This is a genomic window from Kitasatospora phosalacinea, from assembly GCF_000716545.1.
Classification (GTDB): Bacteria; Actinomycetota; Actinomycetes; order Streptomycetales; family Streptomycetaceae; genus Kitasatospora; species Kitasatospora phosalacinea.
The window spans coordinates 17,704-38,635 of record NZ_JNWZ01000034.1; the positions used below are offsets into that span (position 1 = coordinate 17,704).

The following is a 20,932-nucleotide window of genomic DNA, read 5'->3' on the forward strand; positions in this document are numbered from 1 at the left end:
GCCCGGGGCCGCCTCCCCGGCCGACCGCCCGAACGGACCGGCCGCCGCGGCCCTTGACGCCGCCCGCCCCGCCGCGCTACTCGTCGTCGTCCTCGTCGTCCTCGTCGTCCCCGCTGGTGAGCACCGGCGAGCCGTGGTGCGACCACAGCTTCCACCCGCCCGCCGTCCGCCGGAACAGGTTGGTCGACACCACCTTGCCGCCCACCAGCGGCCCCAGCTCGCCCTCCTCCTCCGGCTCGCCGCCGGACAGGATGTTCTCCGTGCAGGTCACCAGGGCCACGTCACCCTGCACGTCGGCCTCGACGTCGGTCAGGAAGAACTGGATGTACTCGGTGTTCGCCATGATCAGCATGTACGAGCGGGTCACCTGGGCCCGGCCGACCAGGGCCGGCCAGCCCGGGTGCACGCAGACCACCCCGCCCTTGTCGTCCGCCTCGCCCGGACCGAGCCAGATCGACTCGACGGCCTCCAGGTCGCCGTTCTCCAGTGCCTCGTACAGCGCCTGGTTGACCGCCAGGACCGCTTCCCGGTCCGGCTCCAGCGCCGCCGCCCGGTCGTTGCCGCCGCTCGCTGCCTCCGCCACGCCTACCCCCTCTGCGCCGCCTGCTCCCAGGCCGCGACGACTCGTACGGCGTCAGCCGTGCCGGACACGTCATGCACCCGAACCGCCCAGGCACCCGCCCTCGCCGCCAGCACCGAGACCGCCGCCGTGGCGTCGTCCCGCTGCCGCGCCGGGCGCAGCTCCCCGGTTTCCGGGTTGGCCAGCAGCGTACCCAGGAAGCGCTTGCGCGAAGCCGCCACCAGCACCGGCCGTCCCAGCGCCGTCACCGCGTCCAGCCGGCCCAGCAGCGCCCAGTTGTGCTCGCCGGTCTTCGCGAACCCCAGGCCGGGGTCGAGGATCAGCTGCTCCTCCTTCACCCCGGCGGCCAGCAGTTCCTCCACCCGGACGGTCAGCTCCCGCACCACGTCCGCGACCACGTCGCCGTACACCGCCAGCGCGTCCATGCCGGCGGACTGGCCGCGCCAGTGCATCACCACGAACGGCGCGCCGGTCTGGGCGACCACCCGCGCCATGTCCGGGTCCGCGAGGCCGCCGGACACGTCGTTGACCACCCGGGCGCCCGCCGCGACGGCCGCCGCGGCGACGCTCGCCCGCATGGTGTCCACCGAGACCACCACCCCGGCCCGGGCCAGTTCGGTGACCACCGGCACCACCCGGCGCAGTTCCTCGGCCTCGGTCACCCGCACCGCCCCGGGCCGGGTCGACTCCCCGCCCACGTCCACCAGGTCGGCCCCGCGGGCCGCCAGGTCCAGCCCGTGCGCGACCGCCCGCGCCGGGTCCAGCCACAGCCCACCGTCCGAGAACGAGTCCGGCGTGACGTTGACCACCCCCATCACGGCACAGCGCTCAAGGACGGGCAGACCGGGGACGTTCTCGTTCATGCGTCCCATTATCGGCGCACCGGCCGCCCCCGGCCGACCGGCGCCCGCCGGGTGCGCGGAGGGCCGCCGCGCCGGGCGCGGCGGCCCTCCCGGCCGTCCGGTTACGCGGCCTTGTCCAGCCGCGCCGCGGGCTCGCGCATCAGCCCCTCGCGCTGCCGCTTGCGGCCGAAGCGCGGCATGCCGAGGGTGATGAACGCCTCCGCCTGCATCGCGGCGAAGCCGATCCGGGGCAGGTCGCGGGTGTGCTGGTAGACCAGGAAGCGCGGCTCCCAGACCGGCTGGAACTTCGCGTTGAACTTGTACAGCGACTCGATCTGGAACCAGCGCGACAGGAACACCAGCAGCCCGCGCCAGGCCCGCAGCACCGGCCCCGCGCCGATCCGCTCGCCGCGGGCCAGCGCCGAGCGGAACATCGCGAAGTTCAGCGAGACCCGCCGCACGCCCATCGCCCCGACCTCCTGGAGGGCGGCGACGATCAGCAGTTCGTTGAGGCCCGGGTCGGCCTCCCGGTCGCGCCGCATGAGCTCCAGCGAGATGCCGTCGTCGCCCCACGGGACGAAGTGCAGCACCGCCTTCAGGTCGTCGTCCGAGGCGGTCTCCCCCTCCTCCGGCGCCTTGTGCGCGGTGACCACCACGCAGTCGTCGTCGCCCGGGTCGCCGAAGCGGCCGAGCGCCATGGAGAAGCCGCGCTCGGTGTCGGTGCCGCGCCAGCGGGCCGCCGCGTCGCCGATCCGGCGCTTCTCCTCCAGGGTCAGGTCGCCGACCCGGCGGACCTTGCAGGAGTAGCCGTTGCGCTCGATCCGCTTGACCATCTGGCGGACGTTGCGCATGGCGCGGCCGGAGAGCGAGAAGGTCGCGGTGTCGACGATGGCCTCGTCGCCGAGTTCGAGCGCGTCCAGCCCGGCCTCCCGGGTCCACACCTCGCCGCCGACCTCGGAGCAGCCCATCACGGCCGGCGCCCAGGCGTGCTCGCGGGCGGTGGCCATGAACACCTTGATCGCGCCGGGCCAGGCCTCGACGTCGCCGACGGGGTCGCCGGAGGCGAGCATCACGCCGGAGACCACCCGGTAGGAGATCGCGGCCTTGCCGGTGGGCGAGAACAGCACGCTCTTGTCGCGGCGCAGCGCGAAGTAGCCGAGCGAGTCGCGCTTGCCGTGCCGGGCGAGCAGCTCGCGGACCTTGATCTCGTCCTCGGGGGTGAGCTCCGGCTCGGGCTTCTCCGGACGCAGCGCCAGGTACGCGGTGGCCAGGGCGGTGACCAGGCCGAGCCCGCCCAGCGAGTAGCCGACCAGGTCGCCGATCCGGTCGGAGGTGTAGTGGATCGGGCCCTCGAAGCCGAACAGCCCGTAGCCGACGTGCTCCAGCCGCTGGAACAGCGACGGGTCGCCGACCTCGGCCTTCCAGCGGACCGAGACCACGACCAGGCCGAGCAGCACCGACACCGCGCCGAGCAGCACGAACGCGGCCACCGCGCGCCAGCGGGTGCGCGGGTCGGCCTTGGCGTAGAACTCGCGCCGGTGCACCAGCATCACGGCGAACAGCGCCAGCGAGATCGCGGCCTGCCCGAACTGGTGCCAGCGCATCAGGTGCAGCGCCGCGCCGACCGGCAGCAGCACGCACACCGCCCGCCAGGCGCGCGCCTTGCGGCGGCGCAGCGCGTGCGCCAGCAGCACCAGCAGCATGCCGACCATCAGGGTGCCGGCCGCGGCCAGCGTGGTCGTGCCGCCGGGCAGCTGGCCGACCACGGTGTGCACCCTGGTGAGCCGCAGCCGGGGGGAGACCGCGCAGGCGATGTCGATCAGACCGATGGCCAGGCAGGCGTACCCGACCGCTCCGGGTACCCAGGACCGCGGCACCGCGGCGGCCTGGGTGCGGAGCGCCTGCAGACCCCGCCGCCGGGGTGTGTCGGTGGTCTTCTCAGCGGACACGGGAGCGCTCATGAGAACTCAGCCTAGAGGCACCGGGGCGCTGTGCGCGCACTCCGGGAACGGGGGCGTGATGGACCTTCATGACAGTTCCTTCTTCTGGCAATCCGCACGTCAAGTGCGGTCCACGAGGGGGTGCGGGCCGCCCGGACCGGGCCCGGTTCGAACGGTTGCGCTCGTCGCTCCGGGGGACGCGGCGGCGGCGCCGCGCCTCGCACCCGTGACCGCCTGCCCGGCGGTTCGGCGCGTCTCCCCCCGGGGGACGCCGCGTTCCACTGCGACGGTTCCCTCGCACGAGGCACACCGTTCGTACGTTTTTCCGACGCCCGGTCAGCGTACCCCCACTCGCTGCCGACGGCCCGTCAGATGACGATGGCGGAGCGGGAGTCGAGGAAGGACGCGGGAGCGATGGAGCTGACCAGCCGGACCCTGGTGTACGTGCTGACCTCGGTGGCCGCGGCCGCCCTGCTCGCCACCCTCTGGCTGTGGCCACGGCTGTCCCGGCAGCGCCTGCTGCCGGTGCTCGGCCGGCTGGGGCTGCTGACGCTCACCCAGGCGGCGGTGCTGTCCGTCCTGCTGCTGTCGGTGAACGACGCGTACGGCTTCTACAGCTCGTGGAACGACCTGCTGCGCCCGGGCGGCGCCCCGCTGGCGCTGGCCGCCGCGAAGTCCCCCGGCGCCGCCCCGGAGAACGGGCAGCTGGTGCGGCCGACCGACGAGGGCGGCCTGGAGACGGTCAAGGACGTGCTGCCCGAGGGCACCCCGGAGGAGGTCGGCCGGGTCGACTCGGTGCGGATCGCCGGCCCCGCGTCCGGCCTGTCCGACCAGGTCTTCGTCTACCTGCCGCCGGAGTACTTCAACCCGCGCTACGTCCGCGAGCGCTTCCCGGTGCTGCTGGCCCTGGCCGGCTACCCGGGCCCGTCGCTGCACCTGGTCGAGGGGCTGCGGCTGCCGCAGACCGCCGCCGCGCTGCAGCACGACGGGCGGATGGCGCCGACCGTGATCGTGATGGCCCGCCCGACCGTGGCCCCGCCGCGCAACACCGAGTGCGTGAACGTCCCGGGCGGGCCGCAGGCGGAGACCTGGTTCGCCGAGGACGTCCCGGCGGCGCTGCGCTCCGCGTACCGGGTCAGCCGGTCGGCGGGCTCCTGGGGCGTGTTCGGCTACTCCACCGGCGGCTCCTGCGCGCTGCGGCTGGCGATGCGGCACCCCGACACGTACCGGAACGCGGCCGGGATGCACGCCGACTACACGGTGCCGAACGACCACTGGACGGACGGCGACCTGTTCCGCGGGGACCAGGACGCCGCCCGGCAGTCCGACCTGAACTGGCGGCTGAAGAACCTGCCCGCGCCGCGGGCCGACCTGCTGCTGGTCTCCACCCGGGCCGAGGCCGACTTCGCGGCCACCGAGCAGTTCCTGGCCGCCGCCCGGCAGGTGGCGGCGGCCCACCCGGAGCTGCAGGTGGACTCGATCTTCCTGTCCGACGGCGGCCACTCCTTCGAGACCTGGCGCCGCGAGCTGCCCGCCACCCTGGAGTGGCTCAGCGACCACCTCGACCCGCCGCCGGACCGCGAGCCGAGGCCCTGAGGACGCGCAGGGGCGCCACCCGCACGGGTGGCGCCCCTGCCGCCGCTCGACCGGCCGTCAGCGGACGGCGCGTCAGCGGCCGCCGATGATCAGGCTCATCGCCTCGTTGCGGGTGGCCGGGTCGCGCAGCTGGCCGCGGACGGCGGAGGTCAGGGTCTTGGCGCCGGGCTTGCGGATGCCGCGCATCGACATGCACATGTGCTCGCACTCGATCACCACGATGGCGCCGCGCGGCTCCAGGATCCGCATCAGCGCGTCCGCGACCTGGCTGGTCAGGCGCTCCTGCACCTGCGGCCGGCGGGCGTACACGTCGACCAGCCGGGCCAGCTTGGACAGGCCGGTGATCTTGCCGCTGGTGGACGGGATGTAGCCGACGTGCGCGACGCCGCGGAACGGCACCAGGTGGTGCTCGCAGGTGGAGTACACCTCGATGTCCTTGACCAGCACCAGCTCGTCGTGGCCGAGGTCGAAGGTGGTGGTCAGCACGTCCTCCGGCTGCTGCCACAGGCCGGCGAATATCTCCCGGTAGGCGCGGGCGACCCGGGCCGGCGTCTCCAGCAGGCCCTCGCGGTCCGGGTCCTCCCCGACGGCGATCAGCAGCTCGCGGACGGCGTTCTCGGCCCGCTTCTGGTCGAACTCGCGGACGGGGGTCTCACCGTCGAGCGTCACCGGATCGATCATGCGTGCCTCGCTGCTCGTCAGTCGGGAAAATCTCGGTAAAGAGGGTCGGCGCAGCACGGATGCCGCGCCTCCAGGGTACAAACCCGGGAAACGCGGCATCCATTCCGAACGGATATTCGGTCGTTCAGCTCTCGACCTGGCCGCCGTCGACCGGCGGGAGCTTCACGACGTCGACCGGGTCCGTCGCGGTCGGCGCGGCGCCGTTGGTCAGCGCCAGCTCCTTCGGCGACTGCACCGGCGGCCGGGTGGACGGGGTGCGGCGGGCCGACCCGGTCCACGCCGGACGCGGGGGACGCTTGATCACCGGAGCGAAGATCTCGGCGATCTGCTCCTTGTTCAGCGTCTCCTTCTCCAGCAGTTCGAGGACCAGGTTGTCGAGCACGTCCCGGTTCTCGACCAGGATCTCCCAGGCGTCGTTGTGCGCCGTCTCGATCAGCTTCTTGACCTCCTCGTCCACCAGCCCAGCGACCTCTTCCGAGTAGTCGCGCTGGTGGCCCATCTCGCGGCCGAGGAACGGCTCGGAGTCGGAGGTGCCGAACTTGATCGCGCCCAGGCGCTCGCTCATGCCGTACTGGGTGACCATGGCCCGCGCGGTGGCGGTGGCCTTCTCGATGTCGTTCGAGGCGCCGGTGGTCGGGTCGTGGAAGACCAGTTCCTCGGCCGCCCGGCCGCCCAGCATGTACGAGAGCTGGTCGAGCATCTCGTTGCGGGTGGTCGAGTACTTGTCCTCGTCCGGCAGCACCATCGTGTAGCCCAGGGCGCGGCCCCGGGACAGGATGGTGATCTTGTGCACCGGGTCGGAGTAGTTGCAGGCCGCCGCGACCAGGGCGTGTCCGCCCTCGTGGTACGCGGTGATCTTCTTCTCCTTCTCGGACATGATCCGCGAGCGCTTCTGCGGACCGGCCACGACGCGGTCGATCGCCTCGTCCAGCACCTGGTTGTCGATCAGCTTCTTCTCGGAGCGCGCGGTGAGCAGCGCCGCCTCGTTCAGCACGTTCGACAGGTCTGCGCCGGTGAAGCCGGGGGTGCGCTTGGCGACGGCCGAGAGGTCGACGTCCGGCGCGATCGGCTTGCCCTTCTGGTGCACCTTGAGGATGTCCAGCCGGCCCTGGAGGTCCGGGCGGTCGACGGCGATCTGCCGGTCGAAGCGGCCGGGGCGCAGCAGCGCCGGGTCCAGGATGTCGGGGCGGTTGGTGGCGGCGATCAGGATGACGCCGCCCTTGACGTCGAAGCCGTCCATCTCGACCAGCAGCTGGTTGAGGGTCTGCTCGCGCTCGTCGTGGCCGCCGCCGAGGCCCGCGCCGCGGTGCCGGCCGACGGCGTCGATCTCGTCGACGAAGATGATCGCCGGGGCGTTGGCCTTGGCCTGCTCGAACAGGTCGCGGACGCGGCTGGCGCCGACACCGACGAACATCTCGACGAAGTCGGAACCCGAGATCGAGTAGAACGGCACGCCCGCCTCGCCCGCGACGGCACGGGCCAGCAGGGTCTTGCCGGTGCCGGGCGGGCCGTACAGCAGCACGCCCTTGGGGATCTTGGCGCCGACCGCCTGGAACTTGGCCGGCTCCTGCAGGAACTCCTTGATCTCGTGGAGCTCCTCGACCGCCTCGTCGGCGCCCGCGACGTCCGCGAAGGTGGTCTTCGGAGTGTCCTTGGTGAGCAGCTTGGCCTTCGACTTGCCGAACTGCATGACCCGGGAGCCGCCGCCCTGCATCTGGTTCATCAGGAACAGGAAGACCAGGACGATGATCACGATCGGCAGCATCGAGAAGAGCAGGCTGACGAAGGTCGACTGCTTCTCGGGGCTGACGGTGTAACCGTCGACGATCTGGCCGTCGGCGTACTTGCCCTGGAGCTTGGCGGCCAGGTCGGCGGCCTGCTGTTCTCCGGTGTAGGAGGCCTGGAAGCGGGTGCCGGACGGCGACTTGCCGTTCGAGCCCGCCTTCAGCTTCTGGCCGTCCTGCAGTTGGATCTTGATGAGGTTCGAGTCACCGGTGGTGAGCTGCGCCGACTTCACCTGGTTGTTGTCGATGGCGCTGACGATCTGCCCGGTGTCCGCAGTCTTGTAGCCGCTCGAATCCGAGACGAGCTCCATCAACGCGAACACGGCGAGGGCGGCCAGCACGACCCACATGATCGGCGCACGGAAGTATCGCTTGACGTCCATCCATGCGGGGCGTCACCGCCCCGTCCCTCCTGCCAGTTCAACGGGCGCTGCTCGGCTGTGGGGCCTCGGCGCATCCGATATGTGCTCGTAAGACGAGCGTTTGATTGGACCGTACCGCAGCGACCCCCGGTCCCGGCGGGATCGCATCACGGTGCGGCCTATTTTCCTACCCCCGCACAACGGGTGGGAACGGGGCACTGTTCCCACCCGTCGCCCGAACGGTTCAGCCCCCGTACACGTGCGGCGCGAGCGTGCCGATGAACGGCAGGTTGCGCAGCTTCTCCGCGTAGTCCAGGCCGTAGCCGACCACGAACTCGTTGGGGATGTCGAAGCCGACGTACTCGACGTCGATCTCCACCTTGGCGGCGTCCGGCTTGCGCAGCAGGGTGCACACCTTGAGCGAGGCCGGGCCGCGCGAACCGAGGTTGCCCAGCAGCCAGGACAGCGTCAGGCCGGAGTCGATGATGTCCTCGACGATCAGCACGTCCTTGCCGGCGATGTCGGTGTCCAGGTCCTTGAGGATCCGGACCACGCCGGAGGACTTGGTGCCCATCCCGTACGAGGAGACCGCCATCCAGTCCATGGTCACCTGGCTGTGCAGGGCCCGGGCCAGGTCCGCCATCACCATCACGGCGCCCTTGAGGACACCGACCAGCAGGAGGTCCTTCCCGGCGTAGTCCTGGTCGATCCGCGCGGCCAGCTCCACCAGCTTGGCGTCGATCTCGTCCTTGCTGATGAGCACCTTCGCGAGGTCTGCGCCCATGTCGTTCTGGTCCACCGGGGATACGTCCTCAAACGTTCGGGGTCTGGGTTCGGCGGCGGTGGCGCGACTCGGATCAGCTCAGTCGCCCTGCCGCCGAAACACCAGCGTGCCACACCGGCGCACGGCTTCGACGCCCCCGGGTAGGTGCAGCGGCCCCTGGCCGCGCCAGCCGGTGACCAGCAGGTCCACGGTTTCCAGGTGCCGGGCGAACAGGTCGCCCGCCGGACAGCCCGCGCGCAGCGCCGCCCGCCGCAGCACCCGGCGGCGCACCGCGGGGGGCAGTTCGGCGAGCTTGCCGGCGTCCAGGGCGCCCTCCGGGGAGCGCAGGTCGCGCTCGGCCAGGGCGGCCCACTGGTCGAGGGCGTCGGCGTCGTCGCGGAACAGGCGGGCGGTGCGGGCCAGCGCCTCGACCACCCCGCCGCCCAGGTGCTTCTCCAGCACCGGCAGCACCTCGTGCCGGACCCGGGAGCGGGTGTACGCCGGGTCGGCGTTGTGCGGGTCGTCCCAGACCGGGATGGACTGCGCGGCGCAGGCCTGCCGGGTGGCGGACCGGTCCAGCTCCAGCAGCGGACGGCGGTAGCGGCCCTTCTGGGCGGGCATCCCGGCCAGCGAGCGGGCGCCGGAGCCGCGGGCCAGGCCCAGCAGCACGGTCTCCGCCTGGTCGTCGCGGGTATGGCCGAGCAGCACGGCCAGCGCGCCGTGGCGCTCGGCGGCCAGGTCCAGCGCGGCGTAGCGGGCGTCCCGGGCGGCGTTCTCCGGGCCGCCCTCGCGGCCCACCCGGACGGCGACCGCCTCCACCGGGTCGAGCCCGAGCTCGCGCAGCCGGACGGCGACCTGCTCGGCGCGCTCGGCCGAACCGTCCTGCAGGCCGTGGTCGACCGTCACCGCGCCGACCCGCAGGCCCAGCTTGGGGGCCTCGAAGGCGGTGGCGGTGGCCAGCGCCATCGAGTCGGCGCCCCCGGAGACCGCCACCAGCACCAGCGGGGAGCCGGGCGCGGCGGGCGTGCGGGGCAGGCCGGAGGGGTGCCGGCGGGCGTTGGCGATCAGCGTGCCGGGCACCGCCGCGGTGCCGGCCAGCACGGGCACCGGCACGGGCGCGGGCGTGCGCGGGCGCACCTGCCCGCCGGGGACGACGCCCGCCTCGGCGGCGAGCTCGGCGAGGGTACGACGGACGGCGAGGCGTATCGCCGCGACAGCGGGGTGTGGGCCCATGGTTGGCACTCCTTGGCGGAGGGGGGGTTCGACGGCCGCCTGTCAGCTCTCGGTCACCAGGCGCTCACAGATGGTCGCAGAATCCGGCCACCGCCCACGCCACCCGCGCCAACGGCGGATCCACGGTCCCACGTACGGGTGAATGGAGAAACGTTACGGCTGCCGCCAGGTGTACGACTCGACAGGTTGAGGGACCGGTCGCGACCGGACGCGGAGCGCGCCTTCCCGGTCGGGTTCAGCCGATCACCCGGGCCACCCAGGACGCCGGGTCGTGGATTTCCTCCTTGGTCGGCAGCGTGTTCGGCGAGGTCCACACCCGGTTGAAGCCGTCCATCCCCACCCGCTCCACCACGCCCCGGACGAACACCGCGCCGTCCTGGTACTGCCGCAGCTTCGCGTCCATCCCGAGCAGCCGGCGCAGCGCCAGGTCGAGCCGGCCGCTGCCCCGGTCGCGGCGGCGCTGGAACTTCTCCCGGATCTCCGCCACCGAGGGCACCACCGCGGGCCCGACCCCGTCCATCACCACGTCCGCGTGGCCCTCCAGCAGCGACATCACCGCCGTCAGCCGGGCCAGGATCTCCCGCTGCGCGGGCGTCTGCACCAGCTCCGTGACGCTGGTCGTGCCCGCGCGGTCGGCACCGCCCTCCCGGTCCGCGCGCCGACCGCCCAGGCCCGGGATCGGCAGGCCGCCGAACGCCTCGCGCAGCCGCTCCAGGAAGGCCGCCGGGTCGATGTCGGTCTGCGCCAGGAAGTCCTGCACCTCGGACTGGATGTGGTCGCGCAGCCACGGCACCGCGGTGAACTGGGTCCGGTGGGTCTCCTCGTGCAGGCACACCCAGAGTCGGAAGTCGCTCGGGGAGACGTCGAGTTCGCGCTCCACCTGGACGATGTTCGGCGCCACCAGCAGCAGCCGCCCGGGCGGGGCGGCCAGCCCGCGCCGGGGCTGGTCGAACAGGCCCTCCGGGCTGTCCGGGGCGCTCGGCAGCTCGGCCGGGGCGAAGGTCTCGTACTGGCCCAGCACCTTCGTCGACAGGAAGGCCAGCACCACGCCGACCTCCACCCCCGTCGCCTTCGCGCCCGCCGAACCGGCCACCGCCGCGCCGCGGCCGCCGCCCTGCCGGCGGGCCGCCAGCTTCTCCGTCAACGGGCGCACCACCGTCCGGAAGCCCGCCACGTTCGCCCGCACCCAGCCCGGCCGGTCCACCACCAGCACCGGCGTCCCGGCCACCGCGGTCGACCCCATCCGGGTGTACTCCCGCACGTGCCGCTCGGCCTCCGCCGCGTGCCGCCGCAGTTCGGCGACGGCGGCCCCGGCCTCCTCCCGACCGATCCGCGGCCCCGGCCGGGCGAGCCGCGTCGCGGTCGCCACCGCGAGATCCCAGTCGACCATCTCCGCACCGCCGCTCGCGCTCGTCATGCCCTCACCGTACGTGCTCGTCCCCGCCCGGGGGAGGGACCCCGCGCACGGCTACCCCGCGAGAGCCCGGACACACCCGTCCCGGACGCGCGGGGACCGGTCCCCCGCGCGCCGCGCCGCCACCGCCCTGGCGCACCGCGACCGCCCTGGCGCGCCGCCCTCCGGTCGGCCGCCGGGGTCAGCAGCCGCAGGCGGCGATCTTGGCGACGACGCGGTCGACGGCGGCGCGGGCGGCGGTCGGGTCGGCGTCGGTGCGGGTCATCAGGGCGAAGGCCAGCACCCGGCCGTCGGCGTCGACCACGGTGCCGGCCAGGGTGTTGACGCCCTGGAGGCTGCCGGTCTTGGCGCGGACGATGCCCGCGGCCTCGCCCGCGCCGGACTTCGCGCCGAAGCGGTTGAGCAGCGTGCCGGAGAAACCCGCGACCGGGAGGCCGGTGAGCACCGGGCGCAGTTCCGGGTGGGCCGGGGCGGCGGCCGCGGCGAGGAGTTTCACCAGCGTGATCGGCGGGATCAGGTCGGCCTTGGCCAGGCCGCTGCCGTCGACGATCCGCACGCCCTCCAACGGCACGCCGAGCGCGGCCAGTTCGCCGGTGACCGCCTTCGCCGCGCCCTCGAAGCTCGCGGGCTGCCCGGCGGCGGTCGCGGCCTGCCGGGCGACCGCCTCGGCCAGCGTGTTGTCGGAGGTGGTGAGCATCCGCTCCACCAGCCGCCCGACCGTCGGCGACTCGACCCGGGCCAGTTCGACGGCCCCGGCGGGCGCGGCGGCCTGGTCGGGCTTGCCCCGCACGGTGACGCCCTCGGCCCGGAGCAGGCCGGCGAAGGTCTCGGCGGCCTGCCCGGCCGGGTCGAACACCCGGGCCGGGGCCTCGTCGGGCGAGCGCGGGTCGATCCGGCCCTCGTCGACCATCAGCGGGGTGACCGCGGCGACGTTCACCGCGTCGTGGTCGGGGTGCAGCAGCGGGCCGGCGTACAGCGAGGTGTCGTAGGAGAGCTTCACCGCGGTGGTGCCGGCGGCCTTCAGCGCGGTGGCGGTGCGGTGGGCCAGGTCGGCCATCGAGGCGGGGGCGCTGTCCCGATCGACCGGGGCGCCGCCGATCCGGACCTGGTCGGCGGGCAGGGCGGTCAGGGTGGGGTCGCCGCCGCCGACCAGGGTGATCTCGTCGGGGGCGCCCCGGACGACGGTGGTGGCGATCCGCCGCTCGGCGGGCAGCAGGGCGAGGGCGGCGACGGCGGTGGCGAGCTTGGTGGTGGAGGCGGGCGTGGCCGGGGCGTTCTCCTGGGAGCCGAACAGGAACTCCCCGGTGGCGGCGTCGGCGACCGCGAAGTTCAGGGTGCCGAGCGCCTTGTCCTGGACGGTGCCGCCGAGCGCGGTGCGCAGCCCGCCGCCGGTCGGCGCCCTGCTGTCGGCGGCGTCGCCCGCGGCCAGCACCGGGCCCTTGACCGGCACCGCGCGGTGCCGCCCGTCCTGGCGCCGCCGCGCGGCGTCGTCCCCGCCGTCCCCGCCGTCCGGCCCGTTCCGGTCCTGGTCCTGGCTCCGGTGCCGGTCGTCGTCGGCGCGCCCGCCGTGCGCGGAGTCCGGCGAGGACTGGGCCGCGGCGGCGGGCCCGGCGAGCGTCGTCCCGGCCGCCAGCACCACTGCCAGCGCGGCCGCCAGCGCGGTTCCGCGCCCGCGTCCCACCCCTGCCCCTGATCTCACCGACCGGCCCCTTTCCTGAGCACACCCCGCCGTAGGAGACACTTGGATTCTGTCAGTCCCAACCCTTGGAGGAACCGTTGGAGTTCGACGTCCTGATCGAGATCCCGAAGGGCTCGCGCAACAAGTACGAGGTCGACCATGAGACCGGCCGGCTCCGTCTGGACCGCATGCTCTTCACCTCGACCCGCTACCCGGCCGACTACGGCTACGTCGAGGGCACCCTCGCGGACGACGGCGACCCGCTGGACGCACTGGTCATCCTGGAGGAGCCGACCTTCCCCGGCTGCCTGATCAAGTGCCGCGCCATCGGCATGTTCCACATGACGGACGAGGCCGGCGGCGACGACAAGCTGCTCTGCGTCCCGGCGACCGACCCGCGCTGGTCGCACCTGCAGGACCTGCAGGACGTGTCGGAGTTCGACCGCCTGGAGATCCAGCACTTCTTCGAGGTCTACAAGGACCTGGAGCCGGGCAAGTCCGTCCAGGGCGCCGACTGGGTCGGCCGGGCCGAGGCCGAGGCCGAGATCGAGGCCTCGATCAAGCGCCTGCAGGAGCAGGGCGGCCACTGAGCCGTGTCCGCCCTCCGGGGCACCCCGCAGCACCCGTGCGAGGGGCGGGAGTCCGACCGGACTCCCGCCCCTCGCGCGTTCCCGGGTACCGGGCTCAGGCGCCGTCGTTGTCGTCGAGCCGGAAGCCGACCTTCAGGCCGACCTGGTAGTGCTCGACCTCGCCGTCCTTGAGGTGGCCGCGGACCTGCACCACCTCGAACCAGTCCAGGTTGCGCAGCGTGCGGTTCGCCCGGGCGAGGCCGTTGCGGATCGCGGCGTCCACGCCCTCGTGCGAGGACCCGACGATCTCGGTGACCCGGTAGGTGTGGTCGGTCATGGCGGTCTCTCCCTGGTGCGGCGGCGGGTGGCTCCCCCGCCGTCCACCGTGCACCGAAGTGCCGCCCCGGGCATCCCGGAGTCCGCCGATGGTGCGTCCGCCGACGGCTCGTCAGAAGGCCGCGCGGACCTCGCCGACCACGTTGCCGCCGCCGTGCAGCGGGGCGGCGGCGATCCGCTCCAGCACCGGGTCCTGGACGCCCAGTCGGCGCAGCGCGGCGGCCAGCACCGGGCCGCGGGCGCGCTCGGCGCCGTCCTCGATCTTGAAGGCGAGGGCCCGGCCGTCGGGCAGCGCCACCACCTGGACGGCCTCGGCGCCCATCTTGGACAGCGCGCCGGGCACCGCCCGCATCAGCCAGGTGTCGGCCCGGCGGGTGCCGGCCACGTACTCGGGGTGGGCGCGCATCGCGTCGGCGACCCGGCGCTGCTCGGTGCCGGGGCCGGCCAGCAGCAGGGCGCGGTAGCCGCGGGCCAGGCCGGTGAGCGAGACGGCCAGCAGCGGGGCGCCGCAGCCGTCGGTGCCCAGGTGGGCGGCGGCCTCGCCGGTGGCCTCCTCCAGGGCGGCGCGGGCCAGCCGCTGGATCGGGTGGTCCGGGTCGAGGTAGTCCTCCAGGCTCCAGCCGTTGGCGGCGCTGGCGGCCAGCCAGGCGGCGTGCTTGCCGGAGCAGTCCATCAGGATCGGGGCGCGCTCCCCGCCGGAGCGGAGCAGTTCCTCGGCCTCCACCTGGTCCAGCGGCAGGTCGGCGGGCAGCCGCAGGGCGGCCTCGGTGAGGCCGGCGTCGGCGAGGACCTTGCGCACGGCGGCGCGGTGGAACGGCTCGGCGGAGTGGCTGGAGGCGGCCAGCGCGAGCTGTTCGCCGCGCAGGTCGAGGCCGGCCCGCAGGGTGGCCACCGCCTGGAAGGGCTTGGCGGTGGAGCGCGGGTAGACCGGCAGTTCGGGGGTGCCGAGCGCGTACTCGACGGCGCCGTCGGCGTCGAGCAGGACCAGCGAACCGCGGTGGCGGCCCTCGGTGAAGCCGGAGCGTATGACCTCGGCGAGGGCGGGCGGGGCGGACTGCGACACGGGTGGGTCTCCAGGGCGGTGCGGTGAGGGTGAGGGCGGCCCCGGCCGCGTCCGCCCCGCTCAGCCTTGGCTGAGCAGGTCGTCGACCCGGGCCTCCCCTTCACGGTACCTGCGGGTGATCTCGGCCCCGCAGTCGTCCGCGGTGCGCTGCAGGGCCTGGCGGCGGCCGGAGACCTCGCGCTGGTGCTCGTCCAGGCGCTCGACGGCGGCCAGCAGGTCGGCGGTGGCGTGCGCGGCCAGGTCGGCCAGCTGGACGTCGCCCATCAGGGCGTCGGCCTCCTGCTGGTAGCGCGCGCCGCGCGGCGGACCGAGGGTGACGTGCCGGGCCGGGCGGCGGGTCGCGGAGGGGGCGTCGGCGAGGATCGCCGGCAGCCGGTCCAGCAGCGCGCACGGCGTCTCGCCGGCGGCCTGCAGCGGGATCTCCCGGCGCTGCAGTTCGGCCCGCAGGATGTCCATCCGGCCGTGCAGCAGGCGGCGCAGGTAGGAGAGGTCGGCCTCCTGCTCCAGGGCGTCCCGGCGGAGCACCCGCAGTTCCTCCAGGGCCAGGCCGGCCAGCCCGTCGACCGCGCTCACGTCCATCAATCCGACCACCTGCCGTAGTACCAGTGCCCGCCGTTGACACGGGCCGCCCGCCCCCAGGGTTCCCCCCGGCGGGCGGTGCCACTCGTGCGGGTGACGCGGTTCGCCGGGACGGCGGACACCCCCGCGGGGCCCGGAAGGCCCCGGGCCGTCGGACAGCGTGCCACTCCGGGCCCCGGCGCCGCACGCCCGGGTACCCGAACGGCCCCGTGGCGAACACCCCTGGCTAGTACGAAGAATCCCCGCCACGGGCTCACCTGCACGGATCGGGGCGCACCACGCGCGACCCCGGCGTGCAACCGGACGCCGTGCGCCCCCCACGGGCCCGGCCCGGCACAATGGGCGGCATGCGAGCAGTGGTGCAGCGGGTCGCCGGGGCGGCCGTGACGGTGGACGGCGAGACGGTCGGCGCGATCGAGGGGCCCGGCCTGTGCGTCCTGGTCGGCGCCACCCACGAGGACACCCCGGCCCGCGCCGCCCAACTGGCCCGCAAGCTCTGGACGCTGCGGCTGTTCCCGGGCAGCCCCGAGCGGTCCTGCTCGGAGCTCGGCGCCCCGCTGCTGGTGATCAGCCAGTTCACCCTCTACGGCGACGCCCGCAAGGGCCGCCGCCCCACCTGGAACGCCGCCGCGCCCGGCCCGGTCGCCGAACCGCTGGTGGACGCGGTGGTCGCCGAGCTGCGGGCGCTGGGCGCGAAGGTGGAGACCGGACGGTTCGGCGCCGACATGAAGGTGTCGCTGGTGAACGACGGGCCGTTCACCGTCCTGCTGGAGGTCTGACCCCTAGGCGGGAACGATCACGTCCTGGGTGCCGGGGACGCCGTCGGCCAGCAGCAGTGCGTCCACCGGGGTGTTGCGCTTGACCAGGGCCAGCGCGATCGGGCCCAGCTCGTGGTGCCGGGCCGAGGAGGTGACGAAGCCGACCGGCCGCTCCTGGCCCGCGACCCGGACCTCGGTGCCGTGCGCGGGCAGCTTCTCCTCGGTGCCGTCCAGGTGCAGGAAGACCAGCCGGCGCGGCGGCCGGCCCAGGTTGTGCACCCGGGCGACCGTCTCCTGGCCGCGGTAGCAGCCCTTCTGCAGGTGCACGGCGCTGCCCAGCCAGTCCACCTCGTGCGGGATGGTGCGGTGGTCGGTCTCGAAGCCGAGCCGCGGCCGGTGCCCCTCGATCCGCAGCGCCTCGTACGCCCAGACGCCCGCCGCCGGGCCGAACTCCTCGGCGGCCGCGGCGAGTTCGGCGCGCGGCAGGAACACGTCCCGGCCCCAGGGGAGTTCGCGCACGGCGGCGGCCCGCTCGGCCGGGGCGGTGGAGCCGGCCGGCAGGAACACCACGGCGTACCGCTCGGTGGCGTCGGCGACCTCGACCCGGTTCCAGAACTTCATCGACTCCAGGTACGCCACCAGGGCGGGCGCGCCGCCCGGCTCGACGTGGATCCAGGTGGTCTCCCCGTCGTCGACCAGGTAGAGCGCGTGCTCCACGTGCCCGTTCGGGGAGAGCACCAGCGCCTCGGTGGCCCGCTGCGGCGGCAGTTCGCTGACGTGCTGGGTGAGCAGCAGGTGCAGCCAGCTCAGCCGGTCCGGGCCGGTCGCGGTGATCACGCCGCGGTGCGACAGGTCCACGAAGCCGCGCCCGGCGGCCAGCGCGCGCTGCTCGCGGAACAGGTCGCCGTAGTGGGCGGCGACCCCCTCGTCGGGACCTTCGGCCGGGACGGCGCCGGGCAGGGCAAGCAGCGGACTCTTCATACCCGCCAGCTTACGGCCGGCCGTCCGCCAGCTTGGCGGTGCAGTCCGCGCAGCGGCCGAAGATGGCGAAGTGCTTGAGGTCGGTGTCGAAGCCGTGCTCGGTGCGCAGGCTGTCGATCAGCGGGGCGGCGATCGCGGTGTCGGTCTCGGTGACCTTGTCGCAGTCCCGGCAGACCAGGTGCAGGTGGGTGTGCCGGCCCGCCAGGTGGTAGGTGGGGGCGCCGTGGCCCAGGTGGGCGTGCGAGACCAGGCCGAGCTCCTCCAGCAGCTCCAGCGTCCGGTAGACGGTGGAGATGTTGACGCCGCTGGCGGTCTTGCGGACTTGGCCGAGGATCTCGTCCGGCGTCGCGTGGTCGAGCACGTCGACGGCCTCCAGCACCAGCTGGCGCTGCGGGGTCAGCCGGTAGCCGCGCTCGCGCAGGTCGGCTTTCCAGTCGGTCGTCTCGCTGTTCGCCACGTGTGTCCCTGCCCGGTGAGAGGTCGTGCGACAAGTGTAGGGACCGACCGACCGGTCGGCCCCTACCCGTGCGTGGGCGATCGGGTCAGCGGAAGAACGCGATCCCGTCGTCCGGCAGGTCGTTGATGTCGTTGATCAGCTGCGCCGGGTTGAGCACCTTCTTCAGCTGCGCCGACATGTACGGCCGCAGCGGCACCTCGGGGGCGGCCTTCTCGCCGACCCACAGCAGCTCGTCCTTGACCAGGCCGTACAGCCGCTTGCCGCCGCTGTAGGGGGCCGCGCCCTCGATCCGGGCGACCGCGTCGGTGGCCAGGTCGATCTGCGGCTTGCCGTCGTGCAGCTTGCCGTACCAGATCTCCACGGTGCCGTCGTCGCGGACCGAGGAGACCTCGATCTCGCGCTCGCCGCTGGTGCCGTGCTGGTTGCTGGTGACCCGCCAGAAGGAGTGCTCGGTCTCCAGCGGGCGGACCTTCTCGCCCTGCTCGTCCAGCACCCAGGTGCGGGAGCGGAACTCCAGGAAGGGACGGCCGTCGTGCCGGAAGACGATCTCCTGGCCGAAGTTGCACTTCTCGCTGCCCGGGAAGTCGTGGACGCCCGCGCCCTCCCAGGTGCCGAGGAGGAAGGCGAGCGGGACGACGTCGCGGTGGAGGTCGGAAGGAATCTCGATCATGGTCCTGGCTGGTGTCGTCGGACGGTTACCGGGTCAACCGTACGGCAGTCGTCAGCGCTGGCCCTGGTAGAGCTTCATGACGGAGAAGATGGCGAACCAGGTGATCAGCACGGCCATCAGAGCCAGCAGGCTGTCGAAGAAGATCTCAAGACCGGACACGGTGCGCTCCAGGGGCGGGTTCGACGGGCTGTGGTACGGCGCGAGTCTATCCGGCGACCCCCGCGCCCGTAGTCTCTGGGGCATGTCGAAGAAGCTGGTCATCAAGGTCACCGCCGGTGCGGACGCCCCGGAACGCTGCTCGCAGGCCTTCACGGTCGCCTCGGTCGCCGTCGCCAGCGGCGTGCCGGTCTCGCTCTGGCTGACCGGGGAGTCCGCCTGGTTCGCCCTGCCGGGGAGGGCCGCCGAGTTCGAGCTGCCGCACTCGGCGCCGCTGCCGGACCTGCTGGAGGCCGTCCTGGCGGGCGGGAGCGTCACCCTGTGCACCCAGTGCGCGGCGCGCCGGGACATCGCGCAGGCCGACGTGATCGAGGGGGTGCGGATCGCCGGCGCGCAGGTGTTCCTGTCCGAGGTGATGGCGGACGACGCCAGGGCGCTGGTCTACTGACGCCCGTCCGGGGGCTCGCGGTCCGGCCGGTCCCGGTCGTGGCCGGGCTGCTCCCAGCGCGGGTCGTCCCAGCGCGGGTCGTTCCACCAGTCGTCGTCCCGGTCCCGCTTGTTGGCGAGGACGGCGGCCACCGGCGGGATCACCATCGCGACCACGCACATGCCGATGGCGGCGCCGACCGACCAGAAGCGCACCACGCCCCAGGCCAGGACGAACAGCGCCAGGCAGACGCCCATCATCACGAAGTAGCGCACGTGCCGCCGGTGTGCCTGCACCCTTCCAGGGTAGGCCGAGGGGCCCGGTCGTCAGAAGACGTCCGGGCCCCTCGGCACGCTGCTGCCGCGCGGTCGTCAGACCGCGATCGCGACCTCGGTGAACTCGCCCTGGGTGGCGACCACCTGGCGGTCCACGGTGGCGCCGGGCACCAGGGCCCGCAGCGTCCACTTGCCCGGGCGGGCGAAGAACCGGAACTGCCCGGTCGCCGAGGTCGGGACCTCGGCGGTGAACTCGCCGTTCTCGTCGAGGAGCCGCACGTAGCCGTTGACCGGCTCGTCGTTGCGGGTCACCGAACCCTGGATGATCGTCTCGTTGGCCACGTCAACTCCTGCCAGGTCCGGGCCGCCGGCCTTCGCACCGCACATGTCTGTTTCCCTCTTCCTTGCTGTCGCGCGAGCCGGGTCTCAGTTGCCGAGCTCGATCGGCACGCCGACCAGGCTGCCGTACTCGGTCCACGAACCGTCGTAGTTCTTGACGTTCTCCTGGCCGAGCAGCTCGTGCAGCACGAACCAGGTGAGCGCGGAGCGCTCGCCGATCCGGCAGTACGCGATGGTGTCGGTCGCCAGGTCGACGCCCTCGGCCTCGTAGAGGGCCTTGAGCTCGTCGTCGCTCTTGAAGGTGCCGTCGTCGTTGGCGTTCTTCGCCCACGGGATGTTCTTGGCGGACGGGACGTGGCCCGGGCGCTGCGACTGCTCCTGCGGGAGGTGGGCCGGGGCGAGCAGCTTGCCGGAGAACTCGTCGGGCGAGCGGACGTCGACCAGGTTCAGGGTGCCGATCGCGTTGACCACGTCGTCGCGGAAGGCGCGGATCGAGGAGTCGGCCGGCTGCGCGGTGTACTGGGTGGCGGCCCGCTCGGGCTGCTCGACGACCAGCTCGCGGGAGTCGAGCTCCCACTTCTTGCGGCCGCCGTCCAGCAGGCGGACGTCGCCGTGGCCGTACAGCTTGAAGTACCAGTAGGCGTAGGACGCGAACCAGTTGTTGTTGCCGCCGTAGAGCACCACGGTGTCGTCGTTGGCGATGCCCTTGGCGGACAGCAGCGCCTCGAAGCCGGCCTGGTCGATGAAGTCGCGGCGGACCGGGTCCTGGAGGTCCTTCTTCCAGTCGATCCGGACCGCGTTGCGGATGTGGTTCTTGTCGTAGGCGGCGGTGTCTTCGTCGACCTCGACGATGACGACCTTCGGGTCGTCCAGGTGCGCCTGGACCCAGTCGGCGTCGACCAGGACGTCGCTGCGGCTCATGTGGTTCTCCATCCGGGGGCGGTTGGCGGAAGGGCTGCTGGAAGGTGTCCGGACCGCACGCGTCCCGCACACCCGTCCGCATGGTGGGACGGGGAGGGCGCGGCTTCGGCCGGGGTGACTCAGGGGGTGATTTCGTCGCTCCGGACGCACCGGTGCCCGCGGCTACCGGTCAAGCGGCGTCGGAACGGGGCGGACGTGCCGGGACTGCGGGGCGCGACCGCCGGGTCAGCGCATTCGACACAGGCAGCTCGACACGCGGCAGTGGTCTACCGCCCGCCGCTTCGTGAGGTCCGCCTGTCGCTTCATGACGACGATGCTAGGGAACCGGTGGGGGCGCTGTCATCATCGTGTCGGATGCTGAGACTCGATCATCCGAATATTGGGATTTCCCGGTTTTCGCTCGCGCGCCGCTCGGCCCGGACCCCGTGCGGGGACCGGGCGAGCGGGCGATCCGGGACGTTCCGGCACCCGGCCTGGACAGCTCGTCTCGCCCAGCGGACGGCCGGACGGCCTGACGCCGGGGCTCGG

The 20,932-nt window shown here is 73.4% G+C and carries 22 protein-coding genes; 4 read left to right on the top strand and 18 right to left on the bottom strand.

Annotated features, from left to right (window positions below):
* Window positions 1-76: 76 nt before the first annotated feature.
* From OO48_RS18495 to OO48_RS18505, 3 genes are all read right to left on the bottom strand, one after another.
* Window positions 77-583, bottom strand: coding sequence for a nuclear transport factor 2 family protein (locus OO48_RS18495; protein WP_209439506.1), 507 nt, complete (start codon window positions 581-583; stop codon window positions 77-79).
* Between the two features lie 2 nt (window positions 584-585).
* The gene (folP, locus tag OO48_RS18500; RefSeq protein ID WP_209439507.1) at window positions 586-1,452 is read right to left on the bottom strand and encodes a dihydropteroate synthase; all 867 of its coding nucleotides are present in this window, start codon (window positions 1,450-1,452) and stop codon (window positions 586-588) included.
* 92 nt (window positions 1,453-1,544) lie between these two features.
* Complete coding sequence (locus OO48_RS18505) at window positions 1,545-3,383, bottom strand: phosphatidylglycerol lysyltransferase domain-containing protein (protein WP_033217604.1); 1,839 nt, start codon at window positions 3,381-3,383, stop codon at window positions 1,545-1,547.
* Window positions 3,384-3,776: 393 nt separating this feature from the next.
* Here OO48_RS18505 and OO48_RS18510 point away from each other — a divergent pair, with 393 nt between their 5' ends.
* Complete coding sequence (locus OO48_RS18510; RefSeq protein ID WP_051732284.1) at window positions 3,777-4,958, top strand: alpha/beta hydrolase; 1,182 nt, start codon at window positions 3,777-3,779, stop codon at window positions 4,956-4,958.
* A gap of 72 nt (window positions 4,959-5,030) precedes the next feature.
* Here OO48_RS18510 and folE read toward each other — a convergent pair whose 3' ends face one another.
* The 6 genes from folE to dacB form a co-directional block, all read right to left on the bottom strand.
* Window positions 5,031-5,639: a GTP cyclohydrolase I FolE gene (folE, locus tag OO48_RS18515; protein ID WP_033217605.1), complete on the bottom strand. Its 609-nt coding sequence runs from the start codon at window positions 5,637-5,639 to the stop codon at window positions 5,031-5,033.
* Window positions 5,640-5,763: 124 nt separating this feature from the next.
* On the bottom strand, window positions 5,764-7,806 hold the full coding sequence (gene ftsH, locus OO48_RS18520; RefSeq protein WP_033217607.1) for an ATP-dependent zinc metalloprotease FtsH: 2,043 nt from the start codon (window positions 7,804-7,806) through the stop codon (window positions 5,764-5,766).
* Between the two features lie 223 nt (window positions 7,807-8,029).
* A complete protein-coding gene (gene hpt / locus OO48_RS18525; protein ID WP_033217699.1) occupies window positions 8,030-8,569 on the bottom strand; it encodes a hypoxanthine phosphoribosyltransferase in 540 nt (179 codons plus the stop codon).
* 78 nt (window positions 8,570-8,647) lie between these two features.
* Window positions 8,648-9,781, bottom strand: coding sequence for a tRNA lysidine(34) synthetase TilS (gene tilS / locus OO48_RS18530; RefSeq protein ID WP_033217609.1), 1,134 nt, complete (start codon window positions 9,779-9,781; stop codon window positions 8,648-8,650).
* Window positions 9,782-10,016: 235 nt separating this feature from the next.
* Complete coding sequence (locus OO48_RS18535) at window positions 10,017-11,198, bottom strand: zinc-dependent metalloprotease (RefSeq protein WP_033217611.1); 1,182 nt, start codon at window positions 11,196-11,198, stop codon at window positions 10,017-10,019.
* Window positions 11,199-11,376: 178 nt separating this feature from the next.
* Window positions 11,377-12,876, bottom strand: a complete 1,500-nt coding sequence (dacB, locus tag OO48_RS18540) for a D-alanyl-D-alanine carboxypeptidase/D-alanyl-D-alanine endopeptidase (protein WP_033217613.1) — start codon at window positions 12,874-12,876, stop codon at window positions 11,377-11,379.
* A gap of 95 nt (window positions 12,877-12,971) precedes the next feature.
* On the opposite strand from dacB, the gene OO48_RS18545 reads away from it, so the two are divergent.
* Window positions 12,972-13,463 carry an inorganic diphosphatase gene (locus OO48_RS18545; RefSeq protein WP_033217614.1) on the top strand — a complete coding sequence of 164 codons (492 nt, stop codon included), beginning with the start codon at window positions 12,972-12,974 and terminating at the stop codon, window positions 13,461-13,463.
* A 94-nt stretch (window positions 13,464-13,557) separates the two neighbouring features.
* Here OO48_RS18545 and OO48_RS18550 read toward each other — a convergent pair whose 3' ends face one another.
* The 3 genes from OO48_RS18550 to OO48_RS18560 all read right to left on the bottom strand — a co-directional run bounded on the left by OO48_RS18550 (window position 13,558) and on the right by OO48_RS18560 (window position 15,420).
* A complete protein-coding gene (locus OO48_RS18550; RefSeq protein ID WP_030458156.1) occupies window positions 13,558-13,779 on the bottom strand; it encodes a dodecin in 222 nt (73 codons plus the stop codon).
* 111 nt (window positions 13,780-13,890) lie between these two features.
* The gene (locus tag OO48_RS18555) at window positions 13,891-14,841 is read right to left on the bottom strand and encodes an asparaginase (RefSeq protein WP_033217615.1); all 951 of its coding nucleotides are present in this window, start codon (window positions 14,839-14,841) and stop codon (window positions 13,891-13,893) included.
* Between the two features lie 60 nt (window positions 14,842-14,901).
* Window positions 14,902-15,420, bottom strand: coding sequence for an RsiG family protein (locus OO48_RS18560; protein WP_033217616.1), 519 nt, complete (start codon window positions 15,418-15,420; stop codon window positions 14,902-14,904).
* Window positions 15,421-15,767: 347 nt separating this feature from the next.
* Between OO48_RS18560 and dtd the strand changes: the two genes are divergently transcribed.
* Entirely contained in the window at window positions 15,768-16,199 is a 432-nt protein-coding gene (dtd, locus tag OO48_RS18565; protein ID WP_033217701.1) for a D-aminoacyl-tRNA deacylase, read from the top strand.
* Between the two features lie 3 nt (window positions 16,200-16,202).
* On the opposite strand, the gene ygfZ is transcribed toward dtd, so the two are convergent.
* From ygfZ to OO48_RS18580, 3 genes are all read right to left on the bottom strand, one after another.
* Window positions 16,203-17,159: a CAF17-like 4Fe-4S cluster assembly/insertion protein YgfZ gene (gene ygfZ, locus OO48_RS18570; RefSeq protein ID WP_033217618.1), complete on the bottom strand. Its 957-nt coding sequence runs from the start codon at window positions 17,157-17,159 to the stop codon at window positions 16,203-16,205.
* A gap of 10 nt (window positions 17,160-17,169) precedes the next feature.
* Window positions 17,170-17,616 carry a Fur family transcriptional regulator gene (locus tag OO48_RS18575; RefSeq protein ID WP_033217623.1) on the bottom strand — a complete coding sequence of 149 codons (447 nt, stop codon included), beginning with the start codon at window positions 17,614-17,616 and terminating at the stop codon, window positions 17,170-17,172.
* Window positions 17,617-17,701: 85 nt separating this feature from the next.
* Entirely contained in the window at window positions 17,702-18,286 is a 585-nt protein-coding gene (locus OO48_RS18580; RefSeq protein WP_033217625.1) for a heme-binding beta-barrel domain-containing protein, read from the bottom strand.
* Window positions 18,287-18,527: 241 nt separating this feature from the next.
* Here OO48_RS18580 and OO48_RS18585 point away from each other — a divergent pair, with 241 nt between their 5' ends.
* Window positions 18,528-18,890, top strand: coding sequence for a DsrE family protein (locus OO48_RS18585; protein WP_033217627.1), 363 nt, complete (start codon window positions 18,528-18,530; stop codon window positions 18,888-18,890).
* On the opposite strand, the gene OO48_RS18590 is transcribed toward OO48_RS18585, so the two are convergent.
* The 3 genes from OO48_RS18590 to OO48_RS18600 form a co-directional block, all read right to left on the bottom strand.
* A complete protein-coding gene (locus tag OO48_RS18590) occupies window positions 18,884-19,165 on the bottom strand; it encodes a DUF3099 domain-containing protein (protein ID WP_033217629.1) in 282 nt (93 codons plus the stop codon). The two genes, OO48_RS18585 and OO48_RS18590, sit on opposite strands and share 7 nt — an antisense overlap.
* Before the next feature lie 75 nt (window positions 19,166-19,240).
* The gene (locus OO48_RS18595) at window positions 19,241-19,531 is read right to left on the bottom strand and encodes a DUF1416 domain-containing protein (protein ID WP_014137449.1); all 291 of its coding nucleotides are present in this window, start codon (window positions 19,529-19,531) and stop codon (window positions 19,241-19,243) included.
* A 39-nt stretch (window positions 19,532-19,570) separates the two neighbouring features.
* Window positions 19,571-20,404: a sulfurtransferase gene (locus OO48_RS18600; protein ID WP_033217631.1), complete on the bottom strand. Its 834-nt coding sequence runs from the start codon at window positions 20,402-20,404 to the stop codon at window positions 19,571-19,573.
* Between the last annotated feature and the right edge of the window lie 528 nt (window positions 20,405-20,932).